The sequence below is a fragment of the Kribbella pratensis genome, from assembly GCF_004365355.1.
In the GTDB taxonomy this organism is placed as follows: domain Bacteria; phylum Actinomycetota; class Actinomycetes; order Propionibacteriales; family Kribbellaceae; genus Kribbella.
Genome location: NZ_SODP01000002.1, coordinates 849,773 through 875,430 on the forward strand (window position 1 = coordinate 849,773; position 25,658 = coordinate 875,430).

A 25,658-nucleotide genomic window follows, 5' to 3' on the forward strand; every position below is an offset into this window, starting at 1 on the left:
CCGACCTTCGGAAAGCGGAGGATCAGAGCCATGCAGAACTACGAGTGGGCGTCCGTCGACGACGCACCGGTCCGCGAACTCTTCCCCGGCATCACGCTGCGACCGCTCTGGTCCGGCGAGGTCGCGAAAGCCTTTGTCCTGCAGATGGATCCGGGCTCCTGCTGGGAAGGTATCGACATACACGATCCGGGACCGGAAGAGGTGTTCGTCGTCGACGGCGTGTTCAACGACGGGACCCGCGACTACCCGGCCGGTTCGTTCATCCACGCCCCGGCCGGGTCGTCCCATGTACCGCAGTCCGCGAAGGGCTGCACGTTGTTCTTGTTCTACCCCGAGGGCTAGCCGATCAGGGTTTGTTGAGTTGCACGACGTTGAAGTCGGTCCCCGGCGGAGCGCCCGGGCCCAGCGGCGGCGGGAAGCCGAGGTCGAAGCGGGCATTGACCAACGCGAGCCGGTGACCGTCCGCGCCGACCGCCGTCGGGACCCGGAACAGCGCATTGGTGACCGTGGCAACGATCCGGCCCCTCCTCAGGTCCGGGCTGAGCTGGATCTTGACGAGCTGGTTGGCGAAGTTCTGCACCACCCACAGCGTCCGGCCCTCCAGGAGGATGCCGTCCGGCGTACCTGGAGTGAGCGCGCCGCCGGTGAGCGAGATCCTTCGGCTCGCGCCGGTGCACGGATCGACCAGATACAGCTCGGCACGCGACGACTGGCCGACGATCAGCACCCGCCCGTTGCTGGGCGCCGCGATGCCGTTCAGGTTCGGGAAGTCCCCGAGCACCGCGGCGGGTCCGCTGAGCGGGATCGTCCGCGGCTTCCCGATCCGGTGCCCCGGCCCGATCGGAACCAGGTAGATCACCGCGTGGAACGAGTCGGTGAAGTACGCGCCCGCCGGCGTGATCATCACGTCGTTGATCAGGCTGTCACCGGGTGTGCTGAGCACGAGGTCGGCGATCGTCGAGCCGTCCCGCGTGCTGTAGACATACGCGTGGCCGGTGAAGCCACCCGCCACCCACAGCCGGTGCACGGAAGCCTCGACCTTCATCCCCGCGGCCGCCCGGCCCGGCGGGGCGTCGACGAACACTGCGCCCTTTCCGTTGTGCAGGCTGCCGCGGTAGATGTCACCGCTGGTGAGCGATCCGACGTAGAACGTGTGATGCGGACCGGTGGCGATCCCCTCCGGCGCGAAGTCCGTCGGTAGCGGGATCGACACCGGGAAGGGTGCGGCCGCGGCGACCGTCAGTGCCAGCGCGGACACAATCAGCGCAAGTTTCCTCAAGATGGACATGACACCCCCTGAATCCCCTTGTTTTGAAGGTAGATCCAGGGTTTCCGGTCGTCCAGAGCAACTAGTCGGTACTGCGCAGTTCGGTTGGCGCGCCGTGGACCGCGGGGATCGAGCCGAGCTTGCCGGCCTGGAAGTCCTCGAAGGCCTGGATGACCTCGGCGCGGGTGTTCATCACGAACGGTCCGGCCATCGCGATCGGCTCGCGGATCGGGCGGCCGCCGATGACGAGGACGTCGAGGTTCGGCTCCGCCTGCGGTTGCGTCGTACCGGCCTGGGTGCGGATCGTGTCACCCGGGCCGAAGACGGCGAGCTGGCCCTTGCGGAACGGGCGCCGTTCGGCGCCGACCGTGCCCTGACCGGCGAGGACGTAGACGAGCGCGTTGTAGTCGGGCTGCCACGGCAGCACCAGCTCCGCGCCGGGGCTGACGGTCGCGTGTACGAGCGTGATCGGGGTGTGGGTCGAGCCGGGGCCTTCGTGGCCGTCGACCGAGCCGGCGATCACGCGGATCAGGGCGCCGCCGTCTGCCGTGGACAGCAGCGCAGCGTCGCTGCCGCGGATGTCCTGGTAGCGCGGCGCGGCCCACTTCTGGACCTTCGGCAGGTTCACCCAGAGCTGGATGCCGTGGAACAGGCCGCCGCTCAGCACCAGGTGCTCCGGCGGGGTCTCGATGTGCAGCAGGCCGCTACCTGCCGTCATCCACTGGGTGTCGCCGTTGGAGATGATGCCGCCACCGCCGTTGGAGTCCTGGTGCTCCATGATCCCGTCGAGCATGTACGTGACGGTCTCGAAGCCGCGGTGCGGGTGCCACGGGGTGCCCTTCGGCTCGCCCGGCGCGTACTCGACCTCACCCATCTGGTCCATGTGGATGAAGGGATCCAGGTCGCGGAGGTCGACGCCGGCGAACGCGCGCCGCACCGGGAAGCCCTCACCCTCGTAGCCGCTCGGAGCGGACGTCACCGACTTCACCGGGCGCTCGTGCGCGACCGCCGGGTCCGGCTGGGTGATGCGGGGCAGGACGGTGATGTCACTGACGGTCACGGCGGGCATGATGGCTCCTCGCTGGTTGATAGTTCAAGAATAAACTACCTGCCCGAACCACGGCAAGAGCGGGTGCATTCCCGGCTCACAGGAACCTTCCAGCCGGTCCGCCCGAACCTGCGCCACTGACCAAGTCCGCCGATCACTCCGACGGCCGGCGCAATCACGCTCGGCACGAGGCTCGGGAGCGGGTTGGTCAGTGGCGGACGTTCGGGTGGTGTGGGCGCATGGCAGACTCTGGTGGCGTGACAGCTCAGATTCTGGATGGCAAGGCGACGGCGGCGGCGATCAAGGACGAGCTGAAGGTCCGGGTCGCGAAGCTGGCCGAGCAGGGCGTGGTGCCCGGGCTCGGCACGATTCTGGTGGGTGACGACCCGGGCAGCCGCGCGTACGTCGCCGGCAAGCACCGCGACTGCGCAGCGGTGGGGATCTCCTCGATCCAGGTCGAACTGCCCGACACCGCGACCCAGGACGAGATCGCCGCGAAGGTCCGCGAGCTCAACGAGAATCCGGAGTGCACGGGCTTCATCGTCCAGCTCCCGCTCCCGAAGCACGTCGACACCAACGCGATCCTCGAGCTGATCGATCCCGTGAAGGACGCCGACGGCCTGCACCCGATGAGCCTCGGCAAGCTCGTCCTCGGCCAGGACGGTCCGCTCCCGTGCACGCCGAAGGGCTGCGTGGAGATCCTGCGGCGGTACGACGTACCGATCGCCGGGGCCCACGTGGTCGTCGTCGGGCGTGGGGTGACCGCGGGGCGTCCGATGGGCCTGCTCTTCACCCGGCGGAGCGAGAACGCGACCGTCACGCAGTGCCACACCGGCACGAAGGACCTCGCCGCGGTGGTCCGCACCGGCGACATCGTGATCGCCGCGGCCGGGTCCGCCGGCCTGATCACCGCCGACATGGTCAAGCCCGGCGCCGTACTGCTCGACGTCGGCACCAGCCGCAACGCCGAGGGCAAGATCGTCGGCGACATCGAGCCCGCCGCCCGCGAGCAGGCGTCCTGGATCGCCCCGATGCCCGGCGGTATCGGCCCGATGACGCGGGCCATGCTCCTCACCAACGTCGTCGAAGCCGCCGAAGCGAGCCTGCCCCAGTGACCACCGGACCTGCGCTGAAGGTGAGAGTGACGTGCTGATGGCAGGAGAGGCCCAGCGGCGCAGCCAGTGGCCGCTAGCGTTGTCACTCCTGGCCGCTCTCACCGGCCTGGTGGTGCTGTGGTTCTACGACTGGCGCAACGGCGTACTCATCTTCGCCGGCGCGGTCGGCTTGGCCGGCCTCCTCCGCGCCGCCCTCACCGACACCGCCGCGGGCCTGCTCCACGTCCGCAGCCGGATGTTCGACACGACGTTCCTCCTGCTCACCGCGGCAGCCATCGCCGTACTCGGCCTCATCATCCCGAACTGACCTATGGCCCTGCCCGACCTGCTGGTAGCCGCGATCGGCATACACCTCCCCGGCGCATGCTGACGATTCGATCCGCCACCCGTGCCGATGCGCCGCGCGTCGTACAGATCTATGTCGACTCGTGGAACGACGGCTTCGGCGACCTGATGGCGTCCATCGAGGTCAGTGACGCACGCATCGCCCGGTGGGCCGACACGCTTGCCGATGGCAACTGGTGGGTCGCGGAGGTCGACGACACCATCGCCGGCTTCGTCGGCATCGGCCCGAGCCGAGACCCCATCGACCCCGGCCTCGGCGAGCTCGACACGATCGCCGTCGATCCGGCGTACTGGCGCCAAGGCGTAGGCAAAGCCCTTATGCAGAAGGCGTTAGAAGCCCTCGCCACCACATACCCCGAAGCGATCGTGTGGACCCTGGCCAACTACCCCCAAGGCCAAACCTTCTACTCATCAACCGGCTGGATCCTGGACGGAGCCTCCCGCGACAACGGCCGCCAGGTGTCGTACCGCCGCCGGTTCTAGATGCTCCAGTTCCAAGGGGCGTAGATGCTCACACGTACTGCGTCGAGCAGCGGCGCGGTGTACTTGACCGAGCAGCCCTTGGCGTAGGCGTTGCGGGCGGCGAGGACCTTCGCGCGGGTGAGGTTCACACGCTTCACCTGGTACGCCGTCACGAGCCGCCGATCGGGCCATGAGTCCTCGGTGTACGACCGTGCCATCCAATCATCGGACGTCGGATCCGCCGCCGACCCCAGCGCTCGCCCGACCTCGCTAGCGCTGATCGAGCCAAGGAAGTCGCCGACCTTGTCACCCCGCAGGTGACGCCCTGGCGGGTTGTAGTTCGTCGTGGCGTTGTACTCGTACTGCGGACTCCACTCCTCGTAGGAGCACGCAAAGATCACCTGCGCGTACCCGTCCGGCGGCACCTGAAGCGCCGCGTTCGGCGTCTGCAACCGGACCACACTGATCTGCTGGTACGCCGACGCAGGAAGCTCAGGCCTTCGCGGCAACGGAGTCGTCGGGAACGGCGCGGGTTGCGTCACCCCAGGCGTCTGAGCCCCGGGCGTCTGAGCGCCGGTTCCGTCGGGTGGCTCGATCGCACGCAGCCCCAGGCTCGGCGTACTCCCAGCCTGCGGCGCCACCTCGTCCCCGCAGCCGGCCAGTGCCAGCACGAGGACCAGCAGTCCCCCCAGTCTCTGCATGGCCCTCCCCAGTGGGCAGCACGCGGGGGGCGGCACCCCCGCGTGCAACAAGAAGCAGTTAGTGGAAGAAGTGGCGGGTGCCGGTGAAGTACATCGTGATGCCGGCCTTGTTGGCGGCTTCGATGGCGGCTTCGTCCCGGATGGAGCCACCGGGCTGGACGACTGCCTTGACACCGCCCTCGATCAGCACCTCGAGACCGTCCGGGAACGGGAAGAACGCGTCAGAGGCAGCAACGGACCCGGCGGCGCGGTCGCCTGCGCGTGAAACGGCGAGGCGACACGAGTCGACCCGGTTGACCTGGCCCATACCGACGCCGACCGAGGCGCCATCGGACGCCAGCAGGATCGCGTTGGACTTGACGGCTCGGCAGGCCTTCCAGGCGAAGGCCAAGTCAGCCAGCACCTCAGGCGAGGCCGCAGAGCCGGCCGCCAGGGTCCACGCGGACGGGTCGTCGCCCGGGGCCTGGAAGCGGTCGCGGTGCTGCAGCAGCAACCCACCGCTGATCACCCGCATCTCGACGGTTTCGTCAGTAGACACAGCCGGCGCCACGAGCAGCCGGATGTTCTTCTTGCCCTGCAGGATCTCGACAGCGCCGTCCTCGAACGCCGGCGCGACCAGCACCTCGGTGAAGATCTCCGCGACCTGCTTGGCCATCTCGACAGACACCGGCGCGTTGGTCGCGATCACACCGCCGTACGCCGACACCGGGTCGCACTCGTGCGCCCGCCGGTGTGCCTCGGCAATGTCCTTGCCAACGGCAATGCCACACGGGTTCGCGTGCTTGATGATCGCAACCGCCGGCTCGCTGAAGTCGTACGCAGTACGCCGGGCCGCATCGGCGTCGACGTAGTTGTTGTACGACATCTCCTTGCCGTGCAGCTGCTCCGCCGCGGCCAGCCCGCCCCGGCCGTTCAGGTACAGGGCCGCCGGCTGGTGCGGGTTCTCGCCATAGCGCAGTACGGCGGACTTGTCCCACGCCGAACCCACCCACGCCGGGAACCCGGAGCCCTCCGACGTGTCCGTCAGAACAGACCCCATCCACGACGCGACAGCGATGTCGTACTCCGCCGTGTGCACGAACGCCGCCGCAGCCAGCTTCTGCCGCTCCTCCAGCGAGAACCCGGTCTCGAGCGAGGCATAAACCGACGCGTACTGCGAAGGCGACGTCACCACCGCGACATTCGCGTGATTCTTCGCCGCACCGCGCACCATCGACGGCCCGCCGATGTCGATCTGCTCGACGCACTCGTCCACCGAAGCGCCGGACGCCACCGTCTCGCTGAACGGGTACAGGTTGCTCACCAGCAGCTCGAACGGCTCGACCCGCATCTCGCGGAGCTGCTCGACGTGCTCCTCCCGCCGTACGTCGGCCAGCAGGCCGGCGTGCACCATCGGGTGCAGCGTCTTGACCCGTCCGTCCAGGCACTCCGGGAAGCCGGTCAGCTCCTCGACCTTGGTCACCGGTACGCCGGCTGCCGCGATCCGGGCCGCGGTCGAACCGGTGGAGACGATCTGCACCCCGGCGGCGTGCAGCGCGGAGGCGAGCTCCTCCAGACCGGTCTTGTCGTAGACGCTGATCAGCGCCCGGCGGATCGGCCTGCGGTCGGTGCTCACTTCAGTCGAACCTTTCGTCCGGTGATGGTCCATCCCTCGCGGACAAGTCGGCCGACCCACTCCACCAGCTGGCGGCGTTCGACCTCCTTGATCCGTTCGGTCAGGGTGTCTTCGGTGTCGTCGTCCTCGACCGGTACGACGACCTGCGCGATGATCGGCCCGGTGTCGACGCCGCCGTCCACGAAGAACAGCGTCGCCCCGGCGACCTTCACGCCGTACTCGAGCGCGTCCCGCGGACCGTGGATCCCCGGGAACGCCGGCAGCAGCGCATTGTGGGTGTTGATGTACCGGTCGCCGAACGCCTCGAGGAAGTCGTCGCCGACCAGCTTCAGGAAGCCCGCGGAAACGACCAGGTCCGGCTTGTACTCCGCGACCGATGCGGTCAGCGCCCGGTCCCAGTCCGCCCGGTCCGCGTAAGCCTTCACCTTGTGCACGAACGTCGGCACTCCGGCGGCCACGGCGCGGTCCAGCCCCACGATCCCCTCGCGGTCCGCGCCGACGGCGACCACCTGGGCGCCGTACGCCGGATCCGCGCAGGCGTCGAGCAGGGCCTGCAGGTTCGATCCCGATCCCGAGACGAGCACGACGAGGCGCGCAGGACCGGGGTCAGAAGCAGAAGTCACGGCGGGCAGCCTATCGCTCCGCGTCGGCCTCTTCCGCAACCGGTCGGCGGGAGGCGGCCACAGCGGCCGTGATCGCGGCCCCGATCGCCATCCCCGCGGTGAGTACGCCGGCCGCCGGCAGCGCCGCCGGAACGCCGACCGACGACATCCGCCCCGGGCCCGCCGAACCACCCGACATCGCCAGCAGCGCGAAGATGATGATCCCCGCGAGCAGCGCCGCCATCGCGCCCCGCAGCGCGAACGCGTCCCACCCCAGCACGTCGGCGTCCCGCTCGACCAGCCCTCGCCGTACGACGACCAGCCCCGCGACCGCACCGGCCACCAGCGGCACCAGCGCCGTCAGCACCAGCAGGTACGACGGAGTCGCGCCGTCGGCAGGGACCGCGGCCAGCAGGGGAAAGGCCGGCAGGTTCCCGACATCCACCCCGGTCGGCGCGATCGTGGTCCCGGTGCCCAACTGGAACCCGGGCCCCGCAAGGAACGCGACGACGTACAGCACCATGTTCGGCACCAGCATCAGGCAGATCGCGAACAGCACAACGGACCCGATCACGCCGGCATCCAGCAGTTCGAGCATCCCGGTGATCCGCGAGAAGTGGACCGCGAGCAGCACGGCGTACAGCAGCGCGGCGATCGCGATCACCGTCAGTACGGCGGCAAATGCGGCCGGAACCACGTCGCGCAGACCGGCCGGAGTCGCATCCGCGATGTCTTCCGCCGCACCGGACTCGACCAGAATCCCGGCGGCACCCGCCACGAACGCCAACGAAAAGGCACCGAGGAACGCGGACAGCGGCGACACCTTGAGCGCACCGTCCGACGTGAGCAACGCCACGACCAGCGCACCGAGGCCGTAGACGAGCGCGAACGCTCCGGCCAGCGAGAGCAGGTCCCTGGTCCGATCGGCCGCGCTGGACCGGGCCGCGGACTTGCCACCGCGGTACAGGCACCAGGCGAAGAACAGCGTCAGACCGAGCGGTGCGACGCTGATCCGGCCGGCGCCGGTCGTGCTGTCGCCGATGGTGACGGCGGCCTTGTGCGCGACCAGCCAGGCCGAAGCCCCGGCCCGGACCGCGCCGGACGCGCCGCCGAACGTCGCACCCAACCAGCCGATCACCGCGACCGCGGCACACGTGAGCAGACCGGTGAGCAGGCACGCTCCCGCGGAGATCACGGCCGACACGACCAAAGGCTTGGTCTGGGCGGCGATCTCCGACGTGGGCGTAGCGCTCGATTCACCGTCCCGGGCGCCCGGGCGGCTCAGCATGTCGGTCATCTGACTCCCATGGTCTCCCCGCACACGGACGCCACTCGTCCTGACACGCCGGGTGTGGGAGACTTCAGCCCGCTTGCTCACGCTCAGTCCCCCTGTGTTCGGCTGGTGGTAGCGGAGTGGGAGTGGCGTTGGTCTACCCGGTACTGTCGGGTGGAATCAGTCAGGAGGTCGAGCTTTGGCCGGTTCCCACCGTGCATCACGCGGCGGCGGTCGCGCCGCTGCCCGGGAGGCGCGTCGCCAGAAGGCGCGTAAAAGGAACCAGACGATCGCCGCCGGCATCGCGGTCGTGGTGCTGGTCGGCGGCGGCGGGGTCGCAGCGCTGAACGCGTTCGGCGGCGACAAGACACCCGACCCGAAGGCCGGGAGCAGCGCGTCGGACGACAAGCCGGCCAACTCGAACGTGCTCGCCGACGACAAGGCGCTGCTGGACGGCGCGGGCGCCAAGACGCTCGGCGCGACCGGCGCCTGGACCGTCACCCAGACCGCTGACGGCGACTCGGCACCGGACAGCGCGTTCGTCTGCCAGGCGCAGCGGTTCGCCGACCCGGCCGGCGTGCGGACCTGGGTCCGCACGTTCCAGAACGCCACGACCAAGGACACGGCCGTCCAGTACGTCGAGGTCTCGAACGACAAGGCCTCCGCGCTCAAGACGTACAACGCCGTCGTCCACTGGCTCAGCCAGTGCACTGCACCGCAGACCCGGCTGTCGTCCGGCTACGTGACGACCGGAGTCGGCGAGCGTGGCGTGATCGCCGTGTTCGGCCAGGTGCCCGCGTCCAAGACGAAGTACAAGACCGTCGCGGTCGCGCTGGCCGGCCAGGCCACTCTGGTGCTCGAGCACGACACCCTGGCCGCGTCGCCGCCCAAGCCGGACGCCGTGCTGGCCACGGCCAACGTCGCGGCGAAGAAGATCTGCGCCCAGTCCGGCGGCTGCGGCACCGGCGCCCCGGTCGCGAAACCGGCCCTCCTGCCGAACGTCGACGCGCCCGGCTTCATGGCCTCGGTCGACCTGCCGCTGCTGTCCGAGATCAACAAGCCGTGGGTGAGCGCCCCGGCCGCCAAGGGCAACAGCAGCGGCGGCTGTGAGAAGATCGACTTCAAGAAGGCCAAGGCGCTGAAGTTCGGCACGGTCACGTACGTGACGCCGGAGGCGAAGGTGCCGACCGAGTTCGGCCTGGACGACACGGTCGCGAAGTTCCCCAGCGCGTCCGCGGCGGCGAGCTACGTCACCCAGATCCGCAAGAACGTCGATTCCTGCGAGAAGAACGTCTCGAACGCGAAGGTCGAGGCGACCGGCACCATCCAGACCAGCACGATCAAGGGCAAGAGCTGGAAGGCGACGTACGACACCGGTGACGGGAAGAAGTACATCTACCGGATCGGGGTCGCCGGGTCCGGGGACCGGGTGGTCTACATGCTGTTCCCGGTGCTGAAGGAGCTCGACATCACCGACACGGCGTTCAACGAGACCGTCGCCCGCGCCGTCGACCGCTCGGCCGCCTACAGCTGAGCCTGCCCGCACACAGGGCCGCACACAGAGCTGCACACAGAAGCGGGACCTGCTCCCGAAGGAACAGGTCCCGCTTTCCGCAGTACTACTTGCTCAGGTTCTGCATGATCTCGCGCATCAGGTTGGCGGTCTCGGACGGCGTCTTGCCGACCTTCACGCCGACGGCCTCGAGGGCCTCCTGCTTCGCGGCCGCGGTGCCCGAGGAACCGGAGACGATCGCGCCGGCGTGACCCATGGTCTTGCCCTCCGGCGCGGTGAAGCCCGCGACGTACCCGACGACCGGCTTGGTCACGTTCTCCTTGATGAACGCGGCCGCCCGCTCCTCGGCGTCGCCGCCGATCTCACCGATCATCACGATCGCGTCGGTGTCCGGGTCGTCCTGGAACGCCTGCAGCGCGTCGATGTGCGTGGTCCCGATGATCGGGTCGCCGCCGATCCCGATCGCGGTCGAGAACCCGAACTCCTGCAGCTCGTACATCATCTGGTAGGTCAGCGTGCCGGATTTCGACACCAGACCGATCCGGCCCTGGCCGGCGATGCTGGCCGGGATGATGCCGGCGTTCGACTCGCCCGGGGTGATGATGCCGGGGCAGTTCGGGCCGATGATCCGGGTCTTGCCGGACGCCTGCGCGGCGGCGAAGAACGCGGCGGTGTCGTGCACCGGCACGCCCTCGGTGATCACCACGACCAGCGGCACCTCGGCCTCGACGGCCTCCAGTACGGCGTCCTTGGTGAACTTCGGCGGGACGAAGATGACCGACACGTTCGCGCCGGTCTCCTTGACCGCGTCCGCGACCGTGCCGAAGACCGCGACCGACTTGCCGTCGAAGTCCTGGCTCTGGCCCGCCTTGCGCGGGTTCACGCCGCCGACGATGTTGGTGCCCGAGGCGAGCATCCGGGTGGTGTGCTTGGTGCCCTCGGAGCCGGTCATGCCCTGGACGATGACCTTGCTGTCCTTGGTCAGGAAGATAGACATTGTTCGGCGATCCCTTACTTCGCAGCCAGCTCGGCGGCGCGCTTGGCGGCGCCGTCCATCGTGTCGACCCGCTCCAGGCCGGCGAGGCCCGCCTCGTCGAGGATCCGGCGGCCCTCCTCGGCGTTGTTGCCGTCCAGCCGGACGACCAGCGGCTTGGAGACGTGCTCGTCGCGGCTGGCCAGCAGCTCGAACGCCTGCACGATGCCGTTCGCGACCGCGTCACATGCCGTGATCCCGCCGAAGACGTTGACGAACACGCTCTCCACCTGCGGGTCGGAGATGATGATCTCCAGGCCGTTGGCCATCACCTCGGCGCTGGCGCCACCACCGATGTCCAGGAAGTTCGCCGGCTTCACGCCGCCGAACTCCTCACCGGCGTACGCCACGACGTCCAGGGTGGACATGACCAGGCCGGCGCCGTTGCCGATGATGCCGACCGAGCCGTCCAGCTTCACGTAGTTCAGGCCCTTGGCCTTGGCCGCCGCCTCCAGCGGGTCGGCCGCCGAGATGTCCTCGAACTCGGCGTGGTCCGGGTGCCGGAAGTCCGCGTTCTCGTCCAGGGTGACCTTGCCGTCGAGCGCCTCGACGTTCCCGTCCTCGAGCTTGACCAGCGGGTTCACCTCGACCAGCGACGCGTCCTCGGCGATGAACACCTCGTACAGCTTGACGATCTCCGGTACGACGGCGTCGATCACGTCGGCCGGGTACTTCGCGGCCTGCGCGATCTCCCGTGCCTTCGCCTCGTCGACGCCCGTGGCCGGGTCGATCGAGATCTGCGCGACCGCGTCCGGGTTGGTGTGCGCGACCTCTTCGATCTCCATCCCGCCGGCGGCGGAGGCGATGCAGAGGTAGTTGCGGTTGGCCCGGTCGACCAGGAACGAGAAGTAGTACTCCTCGGCGATCGCCGCGGCCGGGACGATGTTCAGGATCTTGACGACGTGACCCTTGATGTCCAGCCCGAGGATCTCGCGGGCCTTCTCCTCCGCCTCGTCCGGGCTCGAGGCGAGCTTGACGCCGCCGGCCTTGCCGCGCCCACCGGTCTTGACCTGGGCCTTCACGACCACCCGGCCGCCGATCTTCTCGGCTGCCGCGCGGGCTTCCTCCGGAGTCGTGACAACCGCACCCACGGTCGTCCGCACTCCGTGCTTGGCGAAGACCGTCTTCGCCTGGAATTCCATCAGATCCACGAGTGTGGTCCCTCTCTCGCCTGTACGGGCTTCTGACAGTAGCCACCCTCGTGCCGCGAGCAACAGCCGGGGTCCCGGCTGAGACGACGGTCACAGGCCGACGGGCGTCTCATGTCAGGCTAGGTCACATGAGTGACCCTGTAGCCGACTCCAGGACCAGACCAGCTGACGACTGGTGGCGTAGCGCCGTCGTCTACCAGGTGTACCCGCGCTCGTTCGCCGACGCCGACGGCGACGGGACCGGCGACGTGAACGGGATCCGCGCCCGGCTGCCGTATCTCGCCGACCTCGGGGTCGACGCGATCTGGATCAGCCCCTGGTATCCGTCCCCGCTGCTCGACGGCGGGTACGACGTGGCCGACTACCGCGACATCAACCCGGAGTTCGGCACGCTCGCCGACGCCGACGCGCTGATCGCCGAGGCGCACGCGCTCGGCCTGCGGATCCTGATCGACCTGGTGCCGAACCACTGCTCCTGGGAACACCCGTGGTTCCAGGCCGCGCTCAAGGCCGGCCGGGGCTCGGCGGAGCGCGATCTGTTCTGGTTCCGTGACACCAAGGACGGCGGCCCGCCGACCAACTGGCCGGCCGCGTTCGGCGGCGGCGCCTGGCAGCAGATCGAGGACGGGCAGTGGTACCTGCACCTGTTCGACATCTCCCAGCCGGACTGGAACTGGGACAACCCGAAGGTGATCGAGGAGTTCGACGCGATCCTGCGGTTCTGGTTCGACCGCGGCGTCGACGGGTTCCGGATCGATGTGGCCGACTCGATGGCCAAGGACCCGACGCTGCCCGACGTACCGCTGCACAACGGTGAGCCGACGCGGGAGAAGTACGTCGGGAACCCGTTCTACGACCAGCCCGGGGTGCACACCATCCATCAGCGCTGGCGCGCGATCGCCGACGAGTACGCCGATACGCCGCAAGGCGCACGGGTCTTCGTTGCGGAGGCGTGGCTGTCCCCGGCGGAGCGCCTCGCGCAGTACGTACGGCCGGACGAACTGCAGTCGGCGTTCAACTTCGATGCCCTGCGGGCCACCTGGGACGCGAAGGACCTGCGTGAGGTGATCGACCACACCACCGAGAACCTGTGGGCGGTCGGGGCGCCGGCGACCTGGGTGCTGAGCAACCACGACACGATCCGGCACCGCACGCGGTACGGCCGCGACAAGCGGGACGCGCTGGAGGGCGCAGGCGTCGTACCGACCGATCTACAGCTCGGACTGCGCCGGGCACGGGCCGCTGCGCTGCTGGAGCTGGCGTTGCCGGGCGGCGCATACATCTACCAGGGCGACGAGCTCGGGCTGCCCGAGGTCGAGGACCTGCCGGAGGACGTGCTCGACGACCCGACCTGGGAGCGTTCCGGCCACACGGTCCGCGGCCGCGACGGCTGCCGCGTCCCGATTCCCTGGTCCGGCACCGAGCCGCCGTTCGGCTTCGGGCCCGGCACCGGCCAGCCCTGGCTCCCGCAGCCCGCGGACTGGTCGGGTCTGACCGCCGAGTCGCAGGCCGGGGACCCGGACAGCCATCTGAGCCTCTACAAGGCGGCACTCCGGATCCGCCGCGACCACCCGGCTCTCGGCGACGGCCGTCTGGTCTGGGACGCCGACGCTCCCGCCGGCGTGCTGTCGTTCACCCGCGAACCCGGGTTCCGCTGCGTGGTCAACATCAGTGACGCGCCGGTCACCCTGCCGCCGCATCAGGAGGTCCTGCTCGCCAGCGACCAGCTGGCGGATGGCGTACTGCCGGTGGACACCACGGTCTGGCTCGCCGTCTGATCAACGAGAAACGGCCGGAGCGCAAGGCTCCGGCCGTTCTCGTTGCTAGCGGTATCGATCCCGATCGCGGCGGTCCCGGTCCTCCCGGTCCCGCCGATCACGGTCCTCGCGGTCCCGTCGATCACGCTCGTCCCGGTCCCGCCGGTCCCGGTCGTCCCGGTCCCGGCGGTCACGGTCGCGCCAGCTCACTTCACGCCACCTGCCGTGAGGCCGGCGACGATACGGCGCTGGAACAGCAGTACGGCGATCACGAGCGGGATCGTCACCACCACACCGGCGGCCATCTGGCTGCCGAACGGTTGGTCACGGCCCGTCGTACCGGTGAACTGCGAGATGATCACGTTCGCCGTCTGGATCGACTTCTTGTTGGTCATGCTCAGCGCGATCAGGAACTCGTTCCAGGCCGCGATGAAGGTGATGATCGCGGTCGTGAACACGCCGGGCGCGGCCAGCGGCAGGATGACCTTGCGGAAGGCCTGCGCCGGCGTGCACCCGTCCACCATTGCCGCCTGCTCGAGTTCCTGCGGCATCTGCCGGAAGAACGCGGTCAGGTTCCACACCGCCAGCGGCAGCGCGAACGACAGGCTCGGCACGATCATCGCCTGGTAGGTGTTGATCCAGTGGATGTTGATGAACAGCTTGAGCAGCGGAACCACCAGCGAGATGCCCGGGAACATCGACGTGGTGATGATGATGGCCAGGACCAGGTTCTTTCCCCTGAAGTCGAGCCGGGCCAGCGTGTAGGCCGCGATCATGCCGATGACCAGCGTCAGGATCGTCACCGAGCCGGCCACGATCAAGCTGTTCAGCAGGCCCCGTTGGAAGCCGTTGTTGGCACTGAACACGTCCTTGAAGTTCTGGAGCGAGAACGGTCGTGGGATCAACGCGTTCGAGAACTGGTCGGCCGGCCGGCGGAACGCCGACACCACCATCCAGTAGAACGGCGCCAGGCAGTAGAGCACGATCAGCCCGACACCGATCAGCGGCGCCCAGCGCCGCATCGGGCTGACCTCGGCCGCCCGGACCTTGGCAGCGTCGGCCCGGACCTGTGCAGTTGCGGTAGCCATCACGCACCCATCCCTGTGTTGGTCGCCGCGGCGGCGGAGATCTCAGGAGCCGTTGCACGACGCTTCTTCGCCTTGCCGCCGCCTCCAGGCTTCTTGGCCCTGGCCTCACCGATGACGTCGGCACCCAGGATCTTCACGAACGCGTAGGCAACCACGGCGACGTAGATGAACAGCAGCGTCGCATAAGCGGCCGCCGGTCCGTATCTGGTGTTGAAGGCCTCGTCGTACGCCAGCATCGACAGCGTCTCGACCGAGTCCTTGTGTGCGCCGACCAGGACAAACGGCAGGTCGAAGATGCGCAGCGTGTCGAGGATCCGGAACAGCACTGCCACCAGCAGTGCCGGCTTCACCAGCGGAAGGGTGATGCGGGTGAAGGTCTTCCAGACGCTGGCGCCGTCCACCTTCGCTGCCTCGTAGACCTCGGCAGGGATGGTCTGCAGACCGGCCAGCACCAGCAACCCGATGAACGGTGCGGTCTTCCAGGTGTCGGCGATGATCACCGACGCCTTGGACTGCCAGCCCTCGGTCGACCACAGAATCTGCGTGCCGAGCAGGGTGTTGGCAATGCCGTCGGCCTGGAAGATCCACTTCCACAGCAGCGCCGAGACGACGGTCGGGATCGCCCACGGGACCAGGATGCTGGCGCGGACGACACCCCGGCCCTTGAACGCCTTGTGCATGATCAGCGCCATCGCGACGCCGAGGATGGTCTCCAGCACGACGCAGACCACGGTGAAGAACGTCGTGTTGAAGGCGGCGTTCCAGAACCGGTGCCCGGTGTCGCCCTTGAAGATGTCGGTGTAGTTCTGCAGCCCGACGAAGGTCGAGCCCTTGACGATGAACCCGTTCGCGTCGAGTTTCGTGCCACTCGTGAACAGCGACTCCCGCAACGCCATGATGATCGGGAAGACGACGACGAGGCCGAGCACGAGCAGGGTCGGGGAGAGAAGGATCGCGGCCAGCCGGCCGGTTCCCTCGTTGAAGCGCTGCGGGCGCTTCGATTGCTTCGGTTCCTTGGCCGGCCGTTCCGCGACCGGCGCGGTTGCAGTCACCTGCGCCTCCTTACGCTCCCGGGCGAACCCGGGCAGGGACTGGCCGGGGCCGGTGTGCGGACATCAGCGCAACGCACACCGGCCCCGGCGCATCGGTCATTGCGTGATGAGCGATTGCAGCTTGGTCTGCAAGTCGGAGAGCGCCTGCTGTGGTTGCGTCTTGCCACTTAGGGCGTCGTACGCGGCCTGCTGGATCGCCGCCGTCACATCGCCGTACTTGACCACCTTCGGCCGCGGCTGGGCGGCCAGGATCGACGCCTTCAGCGGTGCAAGGTACGGGAACTGCTTGGTCAGCGTCGGGTCGTCGTACAGGGATGCCCAGGTCGGCGCCTGCGACGTCTTCTCGATGTTCGCCTTCTGGCGGGCCTCGCTCGCCATGAAGTTGATGAAGTCGATCGCGGTCGCCTTGTTCTTGGCGAACGCGCTGATCGCGTAGTCGTGGCCACCGAGCGACGAGACACCCGGGCCGGTCTTACCCGGCAGCGGCGCGACCGCGAACTTGCCGGCCACCTTCGACGATCCGTCGGTCGCCTCGGCCTTGGCGTACACGTACGGCCAGTTGCGCAGGAAGAGCAGCTTGCCCTCCTGGAACGCGCGCCGGCTCTCCTCTTCCTTGTAGGTGATCGCGGCCTTCGGAATGGCACCGGTCTTGAAGCCGTTGGTCAGCTCCTGGAGCCCGGCCAGCGCCTCCGGCGTGTTCACGTTCGGCTTGCCGTCCTTGTCGACGATCACGCCGCCGGCCGAGTTGACCGCCTCGGAGAAGTTGACGGTCAGGCCCTCGTACTTCTCGAACTGACCGGCGTAGCAGCTCATACCCTTGGCCTCGGGCAGCGCGGCGACCTTCTGGCAGTCGGCCAGCATCTCGTCCCAGGTCTTCGGCGCCTCAGCGATACCCGCCTTGGTCAGCAGGTCCTTGCGGTAGTAGAGCAGTCCGCCGTCGGAGGTGATAGGCACGCCGTACAGCTTGTCGCGGTACTTCGCGGTATCGACCGTCGCCGGAATCAACTTGCCCAGGTCCGGAACCTTGTCCTCCGGAATCTGCGTGATCCACTGGTTCGCCGCGAACTCCGACGTCCAGACCACGTCCATGTTCAGCACGCTGAACGCATCGGACTTGTTCTGGGCGTTCTGGACCATCTGCTGACGCTGCGCGTCAGCGTCCTCGGGCAGCTCCTTCAGCTCGACCTTCTCGTTCGGGTGCTGGGCGTTCCAGGCGTTGAGCTGGTTCTGGAGGTTCCCGGAGGTGTCCTTGCCTCCGGCAAGGGTGATCGGGCCCCGGCCCTCGAGTGCGCCGGCCGAACTACCCCCGCCGCTGCTGCTTCCGTCATCGCCACTACCACACGCGGTGGCGAGCAGCGCCAGGCTGCTTGCCACGGCCACGAAGGCCGTCCTGCGTGCGTGTGATCGTTCAAACCTCATCGTCTACCTGCCCTCTCCCGATGGGACGTATCGCCTTGGTCCGGCCCGGCTGATCGCAGACCCCCACCGCACTGCGATCCGCCATGTCCGGACAGTAACCGAGAACGGGGCCGATGTGTTCTGAGCCACACACAGTCCCGTCGACGGTCTCTGAAACGGACAGCCGCATGGCTGTATGCGACCGCGTTTGGGAAGCCCGCACAACCGGGCATTTCCTAACGATTCGGTATTACCGATTAGTAACCTTGCTGAACCGGGCATGAGTGTTCAGAACGACTCCGGGCAGTCGTCATTACGCTCCGGAGCGGATCCGGGACTCCGGTAGACGTGCGGCGGCAGTTCTCAGCCTGAGCTCAGGCCTGAGCTCAGGCCGGGGACGCCGAAGCGTCGCCGACGTTGCCGCGGACCCACTCCACGATCTCGGTCGTGGTCGCGCCGGGGGTGAAGATCTTGTGTACGCCGAGCTCGGCCAGCGGCTGCAGATCCGCGTCCGGGATGATCCCGCCGCCGAACACCACGATGTCCTCGGCGTCCCGCTCGGCCAGCAGCTCCCGCACGCGCTTGAACAGCGTCATGTGCGCGCCGGACAGCACCGACAGCCCGATTGCGTCCGCGTCCTCCGCGATCGCCGTCTCGACGATCTGCTCCGGCGTCTGGTGCAGGCCGGTGTAGATGACCTCCATGCCGGCGTCGCGCAGCGCGCGGGCCACGACCTTGGCGCCGCGGTCGTGACCGTCCAGACCGGGCTTGGCGACGACAACGCGCAACGGGCTCGTAGCAGGCATGCTCGCAGGCTAACCGGTGGGAACCTCACGGATAAGACACGGAGCTGTGTGTTCCCCGCCACGCAGGATGGGAACCGGTTACCTTGGAAGAGATCGGACCAATCGGGGGGTCTGGTTGGTGAGGAGTCGCCCATGGGTTCCTGGCAGGACGACCTCCGCGGCGCGCTGGACGGACTCGCGTACGGCGCCCGCTCCGCACTCTCGCCCAGCGTGCTGCAGGGTGCCGCGGTCGAGATCGGCTGGCTGACCACGCACCTGGCGATGTATCCGCTCGGCGTGATCGGCGGCACCTCGCGGGCGCTCCCGGGCCGGGTGAACCTGGCCGGCCTCGGTCCCGCACAGCGCGGCCTGCTGGTCAGCGACGTCAGAGCCGCCGGTACGCCGATCCTGCTGGCGCACGGGATCATCGACAACCACACGATCTTCGCACTGATGCGCCGGCAGCTGGCCCGTCGCGGGTTCAGCAGCGTCCACACGTTCTCGTACTCGCCGCTGACGCTCGACGTACGCCGTACCGCGGAGCGGATGGGCCGGGAGATCGAGGCGATCTGCGAGGAGTCCGGGTCGGACCAGATCCACGTCATCGGGCACAGCCTGGGCGGACTGATCGCGCGGTACTACGTCCAGCGGCTCGGCGGGGACGAGCGGGTGCACACCTGCGTCACGCTCGGTACGCCGCACCAGGGCACCGCCGCGGCCAAACTGCTGCCGTGGCCGCTGGTGAAGCAGGTCCGGCCGGACAGCGAGCTGATGGCCGAGCTGGCCGAGCCGGCGCCGGACTGCCGGACCAGGTTCGTGGCGTTCTACAGCGACGTCGACCAGCTGATCGTGCCGCAGCGGCGGGCCCGGATCCGCCACTCCGACCTGATGGCGAGCAACGTCCGGGTGCACGGGGTCGGCCACCTGTCGCTGCCGTTCCACGGCGAGGTCGTGCACCAGATCACCGGGATGCTGGCGCACCTCGACGAACAGCCCAAAACTGCCTGACCGGTCAATCTTCTGCGCGCTCGCGGCCGATGCACGTGCAGGCGCTCATGCAAAAGTTTCGTGAAGGAGAGGCAGAAAACGCCGGGACAGGGTTTGTGGCCCCGTGACTGATCCGTTATCGTGCGTCAGGTCCCTAGCGGGAATAAACCCCCGCAAGGGATGGGACGAGCCTCCCTAGCTCGGCCCAAGCCCCTCCCCTGTGACCGAAAGGCCACGTTGTGTCCCAGCACCGTGCCGCGGGAGACCGCGTCACGCCCGGCAACGCTGCGCGCAAACCCGGCGCAGGACGTCATAGTGCCAAGCATCGCGTCGCCAGGCGTAACACCCCCAGCAGTACCCAGATCGTCGGACTGACCGCCGCGCTCGCCGCGGCCGCCGGAGCTGTCGGCTTCAGCGCCAGCACGCTGGCGTCGCCCACCCAGGCGAACTCCGCGGTGAACCTTGCCGCGCTGGGCCTGGACAGCGGTCAGCAGCTGTCCGGCATCACCACGGCCCGCATCCAGGCCCGCCAGCTCGCCACCCGTGACTCCTCCCGGGTCCAGCTGGCCGACACGACCAAGAAGCAGTCCGCCGCCGCGCAGCTGGCCAAGGCCCGTGCCGCGAAGCTGACCGCCACCCAGGCACTGACCGCGAAGCGCGCGAGCGCTCTGGCCGCCGCGAAGGCGAAGGCCGACCTGGCCGCGAAGACCGCCCGCGAGTCGGCGACCCGCTGCCAGATCATGGTCACCGGCTACCACATCACCGCGACCTTCGGTCAGGGCGGCAGCCGCTGGGCCCACAACCACACCGGCCTCGACTTCGCCGCCCCGATCGGCACCCGGATCGGCGCCGTGATGAAGGGCGTAGTGATCTTCGCCGACTGGGCCGGTCCGTACGGGCGTCAGGTCCAGGTCCGGCACGAGGACGGCACCGTCACCTGGTACAACCACATGTCGAAGTTCAGCGTGACGGTCGGCGAGACCGTGTACGCCGGTGACCAGGTCGGCGCGGTCGGGATGACCGGCAACACCACCGGCCCGCACCTGCACTTCGAAGTACACCCGGACGGCGGCGAGGCTGTCGACCCGGACCCGTGGCTCCGCAACCACTGCGGCATCAACCCGTACACCGCCGGCTAGTAGCACCCCGGGCCGGTAATCCCCGGGCAGCGACCTGGCACCACGGCTAAGCTGCGGCGCATGCGCCCGGCTGCCGGCGAGGTACTGCATTTCTCCGAAGATCCGACCATCACGACCTTCCGTCCGTACGTCGCGAGGACGAACGGCGAGGTCACGCCGTACGTCTGGGCTGTCGGCCACGACCGCGCCCCCGACTACTGGTTCCCGCGGCAGTGCCCCCGTGCGATGGCGTGGGTGGGCCCCGCGACGACTCCCGAGGACCGCGATCGCATCATCGGCGCCGGCTCCGGAACCCGCGTGCACGCCGTCGAGTACGGCTGGCTGGACGCGATCCGCTCGGTCGAGCTGTACGCGTACCGTCTCCCCGCCGACGAGTTCGTCGAGCGTGACGCGGCGGTCGTCGCAACGACCGAGGTCCGGCCGCTCGGCCCGGCTGAACGTGTCGGCGATCTGTTCGCCCTGCACGAGGAGGCCGGCATCCAGCTGCGTGTCCTGCGGCGGCTGCACGACTTCTGGGCCGAGACCATCGCCAGCACCCTCGAGTGGAGTGGGATCCGGATGCGGAACGCCAAGCCATGACGTACGGCGATGTGGCCGAGGCAGCCTGGGCGTGGGTGCGGACTCAGGTGCGGTGGGACGACGACGGGCCGTGGATCCCCGAGTCCGGGGGCGGCGACAAGCCTGTTGAGTACATCGACGGGATGCACAGCGGTATCGGCGGGCTCGCGTACACATTGGCGGAGATCCGGCTGACCCGCCCGTGGACGACCGCCGAACAGGACCTGGCGACGGGGATCGCCGACCGTATCCGTGCGCTGATCCCGAACGACAGGTCGACCACGTTCTTCGACGGTCAGGTCAGCTCGATCGGGATCCTGAGCGCTCTCGGCGAACCGGGTACGGACGCCGCGCTGCAACGGATCCGGGACCTCGCGACCGACGACGGCTGGCCGGAGAGCTTCCTCGACGAGCCTCGGTACAAGCCGGGTGCGTTCGCGAACGACGTCACGCTCGGCACCGCCGCGGTCCTCCTCGGCGCGGTGTGGGCGATGCGCCGCGGCGAGGACGCCTCGGCGCTGGCGTCGCACGCGGCCGACGTGGTGCTGGGCGAGAAGGAGGAGACTCCTGCCGGCGTGAACTGGCAGTTCGTGTCCCGGCGGTTCCGGACCGACGAGCCGAGCGAGATGCCGAACTTCACGCACGGCCTGGCCGGGATCGCGACGGCGCTGGCGGTGGCGGGCGTGGACCTCGGCCGGCCCGAGCTCATCGACGTGGCACGGCGCGGGGCCGAGCATCTGGTCAGTATCGGGATCAACGACGACAAGGGTTTCCGGGTCGCGCGGGTCATTCCGTGGGCCGAGCGGCATGGCGACGAGTTCACCTACAACTGGTGCCACGGCGGGGCAGGGACGGCGTTGCTGTTCAGCGCGCTCGAGTACGCCGACGTGAAAGAGGTGGCGGGCGAAACGCCTTCGACATGGCACCGGCGTTGCTTGGACAGCGTCCGGTACTCCGGGATCCCCGAGCGGCTGCACCCCGGCTTCTGGGACAACGACGGGCGCTGCTGCGGTACTGCGGGGGTCGGCGATGCGTTCCTGGACAGCGGCCACGACCAGGACCTGGAGTTCGCCGTACTGATGGGTGACACGTTGCTCGACCACGCCCATCACGAAGGCAGTCACGCGTACTGGCGATTCATCGAGCATCGCAACGAGGATCCGCTGCTGCCGCCCGGGGTCGGCTGGATGCAGGGAGCGGCCGGCATCGCGGCGTACCTGTTCCGGCTCCAGCGGGTGCTGGGCGGCGATCAGCGGGTCGTCGAGCGGATGGACAACTGGTGGGCGCTCAGACGGTGACGACGACCTTCGCGCGGGCGTGTTCGCCTTCCAGGTAACGCATTGCGTCGGCCGTCGCAGCGAGCGGGTAAGTGCGATCGATGATCGGCACGACCTTGCCGGCCTCGGCGAACTCGCGCAGGGTCGCGAGGTTTTCCTGGCTCGTTTTCGCCGTCAGTAGGACGATCCGGCGACCGACGAACGGTGACAGCAGCGTGCCGCGGATCATCAGACCCATCGGGCCGACCAGGCTCCCACCCTTGTACACCCCGCCGCCGGACAAGACCACCAGACCACCGGGCTTCAGGACTCGGCGGAGGTCGGACAGCGAACGATTGCCGACCAGATCGAGGACGACGTCGTACCGGCGATCCTCGCGCGCGAAATCGGTTGTGGTGTAGTCGATCAGCTCGTCGGCTCCGGCCGATCGGACCAGCTCGAGATTCCGCCAACTGCAGACGCCGGTGACGTTCGCGCCGTACGCCTTGGCCAGCTGGACGGCGAAGGTGCCGACGCCGCCGGATGCGCCGTTGATGAGAATCTCCTGGCCTGGTTGGAGTTTCGCGACATCGCGGATGCCGATCAGCGCGGTGTTGCCGGCCAGCGGCATGGCCGCGGCCTGCTCGAAGGTGAGGTTGGCGGGCTTGCGTTCGATGCGGGGCTCGGGAGCGCAGACGTACTCCGCGAAGGCGCCGGGAGCGTCGCCGTACACCTCGTCGCCAGGCTGGAAACGGGTGACGGCGGGGCCGACCGCTTCGACCGTGCCGGCGAAGTCGGTGCCGCGGATGCGCTCGTTCGGGCGGCGCCAGCCGAGGTCCGCCGACGGGCGGGCGATATACGGGTCGCCACGGAGAACGTGCCAGTCGCGGGCGTTGAGCGCGGCCGCGTGAACGCGCACGAGAACCTGGTCGCCGACCGGCCGCGGGGGGTCGACGTCCGCAAAGCGCAGCACGTCGGGTGAGCCGTACCGGTCCTGAACGATTGCCTTCATGTCCCGCCCCTTACGTTGTGAGTCCGTCTTACGTCGTAAGGCTGACTTACGCCGTAAGAAAGGTCAAGAGCTGAGGCGAGGGCAGTTCTGGCGGGTGCGTTCTAGCGGGCGGCTAGGCGGGCGAGGCCGTCTAGGATGAGATCGAGGGCGAACTCGAACTCCTGCTGGTCGTCGCACCAGCCGATCGTGGAGTCGGGGTCGTCGTGTGCTACCTCGGCGAGCATGCCGGCCAGGTTCGGGACCTGCTCGGCGAGATCGGCGAGCATTCGGGCGTCGGCGTCCGGGTTCGGGCTCGCGTCGGCCGGGTCGAACAATTCCTGGCTGAAGCCGAGGGCCCGGCTGCCGAGTGCGTGCAGGGCGTGATGCGCGAGGTCGTACGAGAAGCCGCCCGATCGCATCAGGCCGACGAGCCGGTCGTGGTAGATGACGACCGCCGGGCGCATCGTCGTACGGCTCTCCAGCAGTCGGGGCGCCCACGGATGCCGGAGGAGCACGGCCCGCGCGGTGAGGATGCGGTGCCGCATCGCGGCCTTCCAGTCGGTCACGACGGTCAGGCGGTCGACGGCTTCGTTGAGCTCGGCCATCAGTACGTCGACGATGCCGTCGAGCAGATCGTTCTTGTTCGCGACGTGGTAGTACAGCGACATCGCCTCGGCGCCGAGCGCGTCGCCGATCCGGCGCATGGTGACGGCGTCGAGGCCGTCGGCATCGGCGATCTCGACCGCGGCCCGCAGTACCCGGTCACGGCTCAGCGGCGTCCGTGGCGCCGGCGCCTGACTAGCCACTGTTGATCCTCCAAACGCTGATTCGTACAGCGTAAGGGGTCAGCGCTGCCAGACCTCGGCGGTGGTGAGGAACGCCGACGAGCCCGGCCTGTCCGGTGACCCGTCGACCTGCACGAAGCCCGCGACCGAAGCGCCGCCGATCGAGACCGTCGCCGACCGGACCGGCGCGATCACCAGGCTGAGGCTGTGGTTTCCCTCGGCGAGCGGGAAGTTGTCGGTGGCGAACAGCCGCCGGTCGAGTACGCCGCCCATCTCGATCTGGATGTCTGCGGCCTTCGCGCTCAACCCGTCGGCGAGGTTCATCGAGACCTGGACCAGATCCCGCTCGACGGCCGGCTCGTGCCACGGCAGACCTTGCACCTCGAGGAAAGAGCGAACGAAATACCGCTCCAGCCAGGCGGCGAGGTCGACGTCCTCCGAGACCACCCGGACGATCCCGTCGAACCACAGCACGACCGCCGTACCCGCCCCACGGATGGACCAGTCGACCATCCAGATCGAGGCGTACGCCGTCACCTTGCCGTTCTCGTCGAACAGCCGCAGCCCAGGGTTGGCCCCCGCCAGGATGATCCGGCGGTTGTTGCCAGCCGACTTGGACATGAGGGAGGACGCTTCCGGGAGGGGGCGAAGAAACTTGATTGTCTCAATCTCCGGCCCAGATGCAACGCGAACGTCCGAAAGGTTGACGCGGACTTGCGATTACCGCCCGCCGCCACCCCGCCACGGATGGCCACGTTCGGCCGCCGCGACCGGATCGTCAGGCCACACGATCGGGTGCGTCGCGGTGCCGGCGCGCCCCGGCAAAGCCCGCGCCGACTCGACCGCCGCGAACAGGGCCTTGGCGGTCGCGTCCAGGCTGTAACGCTCCGCGATCCAGTTCCGCGCCGCGCTACGGACTGGATCGTCCGCCGGTACGCCGACCAGCTCCAGCGCCCGATCTGCGAGGAGGTGCGGTCGCGCGTCGTCGATCCGCCACGTCCCGGGCGCGTCGAACAACTCCTCGCCGCCACCGGCCGGATACCCGACCACGAGACAACCGGCGGCGAGAGCTTCCGCAACCGGCAGGCCGAATCCTTCGGAGATCCCCAGGGCAACAAACACCGAGGTCCGACCGAGCGCCTCGACCACCTGACTCTCACCGAGCTCCGCGAGAACGGCCAGGTCAACCCCGTCCGCACGCGAGTCGTTGCGCAGCAGCCGCTCCAGCACGGCCGCCTCGAGCGGACGGCGTCGCGGCATCCAGGCGATCTGCCGGGTGCGTTCAGGCCCCGGACGGAACAGCGCGGTGTCGATCGGATTCGGCACCAGGTGGAGCGGCAGCTCCGGGTGTAGCCGGCCGAGGACGTCGGTGCTCTCCCGCGACACCGCCCAGACTTCCGGCGCCGGATCCCAGCCCGGATACCCGTCGGTGTCACGCCACGACCAGAAGGTCAGGAAGTGGTTCTGGTTGAAGATCACCTTCCGGACGCCGGGCGCCGGATCAACGCCCGGCAGCAGATACAGCTCCGGTACGACGAGCAGGTCGTCCGCGCCCAGCTCGAGCCGGTCGCCCCCGAGGATCGGCGCGGTCGTCTCGAACCAGGGCAGCCGGTAGCCCGGCGTACGGAACCACAGTGCTGCCTCGATCCCCGCCGCACGCAGCAATTCCACGTGCCGTGCCTGTACCCGAATCCCGCCGCCGGGAGAGTCCGGCTCCTTGACGGCGTAGACGACGCG

26 protein-coding genes are annotated in these 25,658 nt (G+C 68.7%); 10 read left to right on the forward strand and 16 right to left on the reverse strand.

The features are described 5' to 3' along the window. Positions 1–30: 30 nt before the first annotated feature. Positions 31–342 (forward strand): cupin domain-containing protein, encoded by a 312-nt coding sequence (locus EV653_RS20710; RefSeq protein WP_134105377.1) that lies wholly within the window; start codon positions 31–33, stop codon positions 340–342. 4 nt (positions 343–346) lie between these two features. On the opposite strand, the gene EV653_RS20715 is transcribed toward EV653_RS20710, so the two are convergent. Both EV653_RS20715 and EV653_RS20720 read right to left on the reverse strand, forming a co-directional pair. Beyond that, a complete protein-coding gene (locus EV653_RS20715; protein ID WP_202871759.1) occupies positions 347–1,288 on the reverse strand; it encodes a hypothetical protein in 942 nt (313 codons plus the stop codon). A gap of 61 nt (positions 1,289–1,349) precedes the next feature. Next, entirely contained in the window at positions 1,350–2,336 is a 987-nt protein-coding gene (locus EV653_RS20720; protein ID WP_134105378.1) for a pirin family protein, read from the reverse strand. Positions 2,337–2,572: 236 nt separating this feature from the next. Between EV653_RS20720 and EV653_RS20725 the strand changes: the two genes are divergently transcribed. Genes EV653_RS20725 through EV653_RS20735 form a run of 3 tightly spaced genes read left to right on the forward strand, consistent with a single transcriptional unit; the run spans position 2,573 to position 4,258 of the window. Further along, positions 2,573–3,430, forward strand: coding sequence for a bifunctional methylenetetrahydrofolate dehydrogenase/methenyltetrahydrofolate cyclohydrolase (locus EV653_RS20725; RefSeq protein WP_134105379.1), 858 nt, complete (start codon positions 2,573–2,575; stop codon positions 3,428–3,430). A gap of 37 nt (positions 3,431–3,467) precedes the next feature. Beyond that, entirely contained in the window at positions 3,468–3,737 is a 270-nt protein-coding gene (locus tag EV653_RS20730) for a DUF3017 domain-containing protein (protein WP_134106630.1), read from the forward strand. A gap of 56 nt (positions 3,738–3,793) precedes the next feature. Continuing rightward, a complete protein-coding gene (locus EV653_RS20735) occupies positions 3,794–4,258 on the forward strand; it encodes a GNAT family N-acetyltransferase (RefSeq protein WP_134105380.1) in 465 nt (154 codons plus the stop codon). Here the strand turns inward: EV653_RS20735 and EV653_RS20740 are convergent. The 4 genes from EV653_RS20740 to EV653_RS20755 are packed head-to-tail and all read right to left on the reverse strand — an operon-like array spanning position 4,255 to position 8,452. Next, entirely contained in the window at positions 4,255–4,938 is a 684-nt protein-coding gene (locus tag EV653_RS20740; protein ID WP_134105381.1) for a hypothetical protein, read from the reverse strand. The two genes, EV653_RS20735 and EV653_RS20740, sit on opposite strands and share 4 nt — an antisense overlap. A 58-nt stretch (positions 4,939–4,996) precedes the next feature. Next, a complete protein-coding gene (gene purH / locus EV653_RS20745) occupies positions 4,997–6,586 on the reverse strand; it encodes a bifunctional phosphoribosylaminoimidazolecarboxamide formyltransferase/IMP cyclohydrolase (protein WP_202871760.1) in 1,590 nt (529 codons plus the stop codon). Next, positions 6,550–7,185 carry a phosphoribosylglycinamide formyltransferase gene (purN, locus tag EV653_RS20750; protein WP_370358691.1) on the reverse strand — a complete coding sequence of 212 codons (636 nt, stop codon included), beginning with the start codon at positions 7,183–7,185 and terminating at the stop codon, positions 6,550–6,552. Before purN ends, purH begins: the two co-directional genes overlap by 37 nt. A 1-nt stretch (position 7,186) precedes the next feature. After that, positions 7,187–8,452 (reverse strand): cell division protein PerM, encoded by a 1,266-nt coding sequence (locus EV653_RS20755; protein ID WP_134105384.1) that lies wholly within the window; start codon positions 8,450–8,452, stop codon positions 7,187–7,189. Positions 8,453–8,627: 175 nt separating this feature from the next. On the opposite strand from EV653_RS20755, the gene EV653_RS20760 reads away from it, so the two are divergent. Next, complete coding sequence (locus EV653_RS20760) at positions 8,628–9,962, forward strand: hypothetical protein (protein WP_134105385.1); 1,335 nt, start codon at positions 8,628–8,630, stop codon at positions 9,960–9,962. Between the two features lie 85 nt (positions 9,963–10,047). Here EV653_RS20760 and sucD read toward each other — a convergent pair whose 3' ends face one another. Next, positions 10,048–10,938: a succinate--CoA ligase subunit alpha gene (gene sucD, locus EV653_RS20765; RefSeq protein WP_134105386.1), complete on the reverse strand. Its 891-nt coding sequence runs from the start codon at positions 10,936–10,938 to the stop codon at positions 10,048–10,050. 14 nt (positions 10,939–10,952) lie between these two features. Continuing rightward, positions 10,953–12,125: an ADP-forming succinate--CoA ligase subunit beta gene (gene sucC, locus EV653_RS20770; RefSeq protein WP_134105387.1), complete on the reverse strand. Its 1,173-nt coding sequence runs from the start codon at positions 12,123–12,125 to the stop codon at positions 10,953–10,955. 128 nt (positions 12,126–12,253) lie between these two features. On the opposite strand from sucC, the gene EV653_RS20775 reads away from it, so the two are divergent. Then, entirely contained in the window at positions 12,254–13,903 is a 1,650-nt protein-coding gene (locus EV653_RS20775) for a glycoside hydrolase family 13 protein (protein WP_134105388.1), read from the forward strand. 185 nt (positions 13,904–14,088) lie between these two features. On the opposite strand, the gene EV653_RS20780 is transcribed toward EV653_RS20775, so the two are convergent. The 4 genes from EV653_RS20780 to EV653_RS20795 form a co-directional block, all read right to left on the reverse strand. Continuing rightward, entirely contained in the window at positions 14,089–14,970 is an 882-nt protein-coding gene (locus EV653_RS20780) for a carbohydrate ABC transporter permease (RefSeq protein ID WP_134105389.1), read from the reverse strand. Then, entirely contained in the window at positions 14,970–15,932 is a 963-nt protein-coding gene (locus tag EV653_RS20785) for a carbohydrate ABC transporter permease (RefSeq protein WP_370358693.1), read from the reverse strand. The genes EV653_RS20780 and EV653_RS20785 overlap by 1 nt, the downstream gene beginning before the upstream one ends. 186 nt (positions 15,933–16,118) lie before the next feature. Continuing rightward, a complete protein-coding gene (locus EV653_RS20790; protein WP_238159923.1) occupies positions 16,119–17,402 on the reverse strand; it encodes an ABC transporter substrate-binding protein in 1,284 nt (427 codons plus the stop codon). A gap of 404 nt (positions 17,403–17,806) precedes the next feature. Continuing rightward, entirely contained in the window at positions 17,807–18,226 is a 420-nt protein-coding gene (locus EV653_RS20795) for a cobalamin B12-binding domain-containing protein (protein WP_134105392.1), read from the reverse strand. Positions 18,227–18,358: 132 nt separating this feature from the next. Between EV653_RS20795 and EV653_RS20800 the strand changes: the two genes are divergently transcribed. The 4 genes from EV653_RS20800 to EV653_RS20815 all read left to right on the forward strand — a co-directional run bounded on the left by EV653_RS20800 (position 18,359) and on the right by EV653_RS20815 (position 22,187). Then, a complete protein-coding gene (locus EV653_RS20800) occupies positions 18,359–19,213 on the forward strand; it encodes an esterase/lipase family protein (RefSeq protein WP_134105393.1) in 855 nt (284 codons plus the stop codon). A 218-nt stretch (positions 19,214–19,431) separates the two neighbouring features. Continuing rightward, the gene (locus EV653_RS20805; protein ID WP_238159924.1) at positions 19,432–20,331 is read left to right on the forward strand and encodes a M23 family metallopeptidase; all 900 of its coding nucleotides are present in this window, start codon (positions 19,432–19,434) and stop codon (positions 20,329–20,331) included. 60 nt (positions 20,332–20,391) lie between these two features. Continuing rightward, on the forward strand, positions 20,392–20,910 hold the full coding sequence (locus tag EV653_RS20810) for a DUF6886 family protein (protein WP_134105394.1): 519 nt from the start codon (positions 20,392–20,394) through the stop codon (positions 20,908–20,910). After that, positions 20,874–22,187 (forward strand): lanthionine synthetase LanC family protein, encoded by a 1,314-nt coding sequence (locus tag EV653_RS20815; RefSeq protein WP_202871761.1) that lies wholly within the window; start codon positions 20,874–20,876, stop codon positions 22,185–22,187. Before EV653_RS20810 ends, EV653_RS20815 begins: the two co-directional genes overlap by 37 nt. On the opposite strand, the gene EV653_RS20820 is transcribed toward EV653_RS20815, so the two are convergent. The 4 genes from EV653_RS20820 to EV653_RS20835 form a co-directional block, all read right to left on the reverse strand. Next, entirely contained in the window at positions 22,177–23,157 is a 981-nt protein-coding gene (locus EV653_RS20820; protein ID WP_134105395.1) for an NAD(P)-dependent alcohol dehydrogenase, read from the reverse strand. The genes EV653_RS20815 and EV653_RS20820 overlap by 11 nt on opposite strands. 101 nt (positions 23,158–23,258) lie before the next feature. Further along, positions 23,259–23,942 carry a TetR/AcrR family transcriptional regulator gene (locus tag EV653_RS20825; protein ID WP_134105396.1) on the reverse strand — a complete coding sequence of 228 codons (684 nt, stop codon included), beginning with the start codon at positions 23,940–23,942 and terminating at the stop codon, positions 23,259–23,261. Positions 23,943–23,981: 39 nt separating this feature from the next. Beyond that, the gene (locus EV653_RS20830; protein WP_134105397.1) at positions 23,982–24,542 is read right to left on the reverse strand and encodes a hypothetical protein; all 561 of its coding nucleotides are present in this window, start codon (positions 24,540–24,542) and stop codon (positions 23,982–23,984) included. Between the two features lie 99 nt (positions 24,543–24,641). Beyond that, positions 24,642–25,592, reverse strand: a complete 951-nt coding sequence (locus tag EV653_RS20835; protein WP_134105398.1) for a glycosyltransferase — start codon at positions 25,590–25,592, stop codon at positions 24,642–24,644. Between the last annotated feature and the right edge of the window lie 66 nt (positions 25,593–25,658).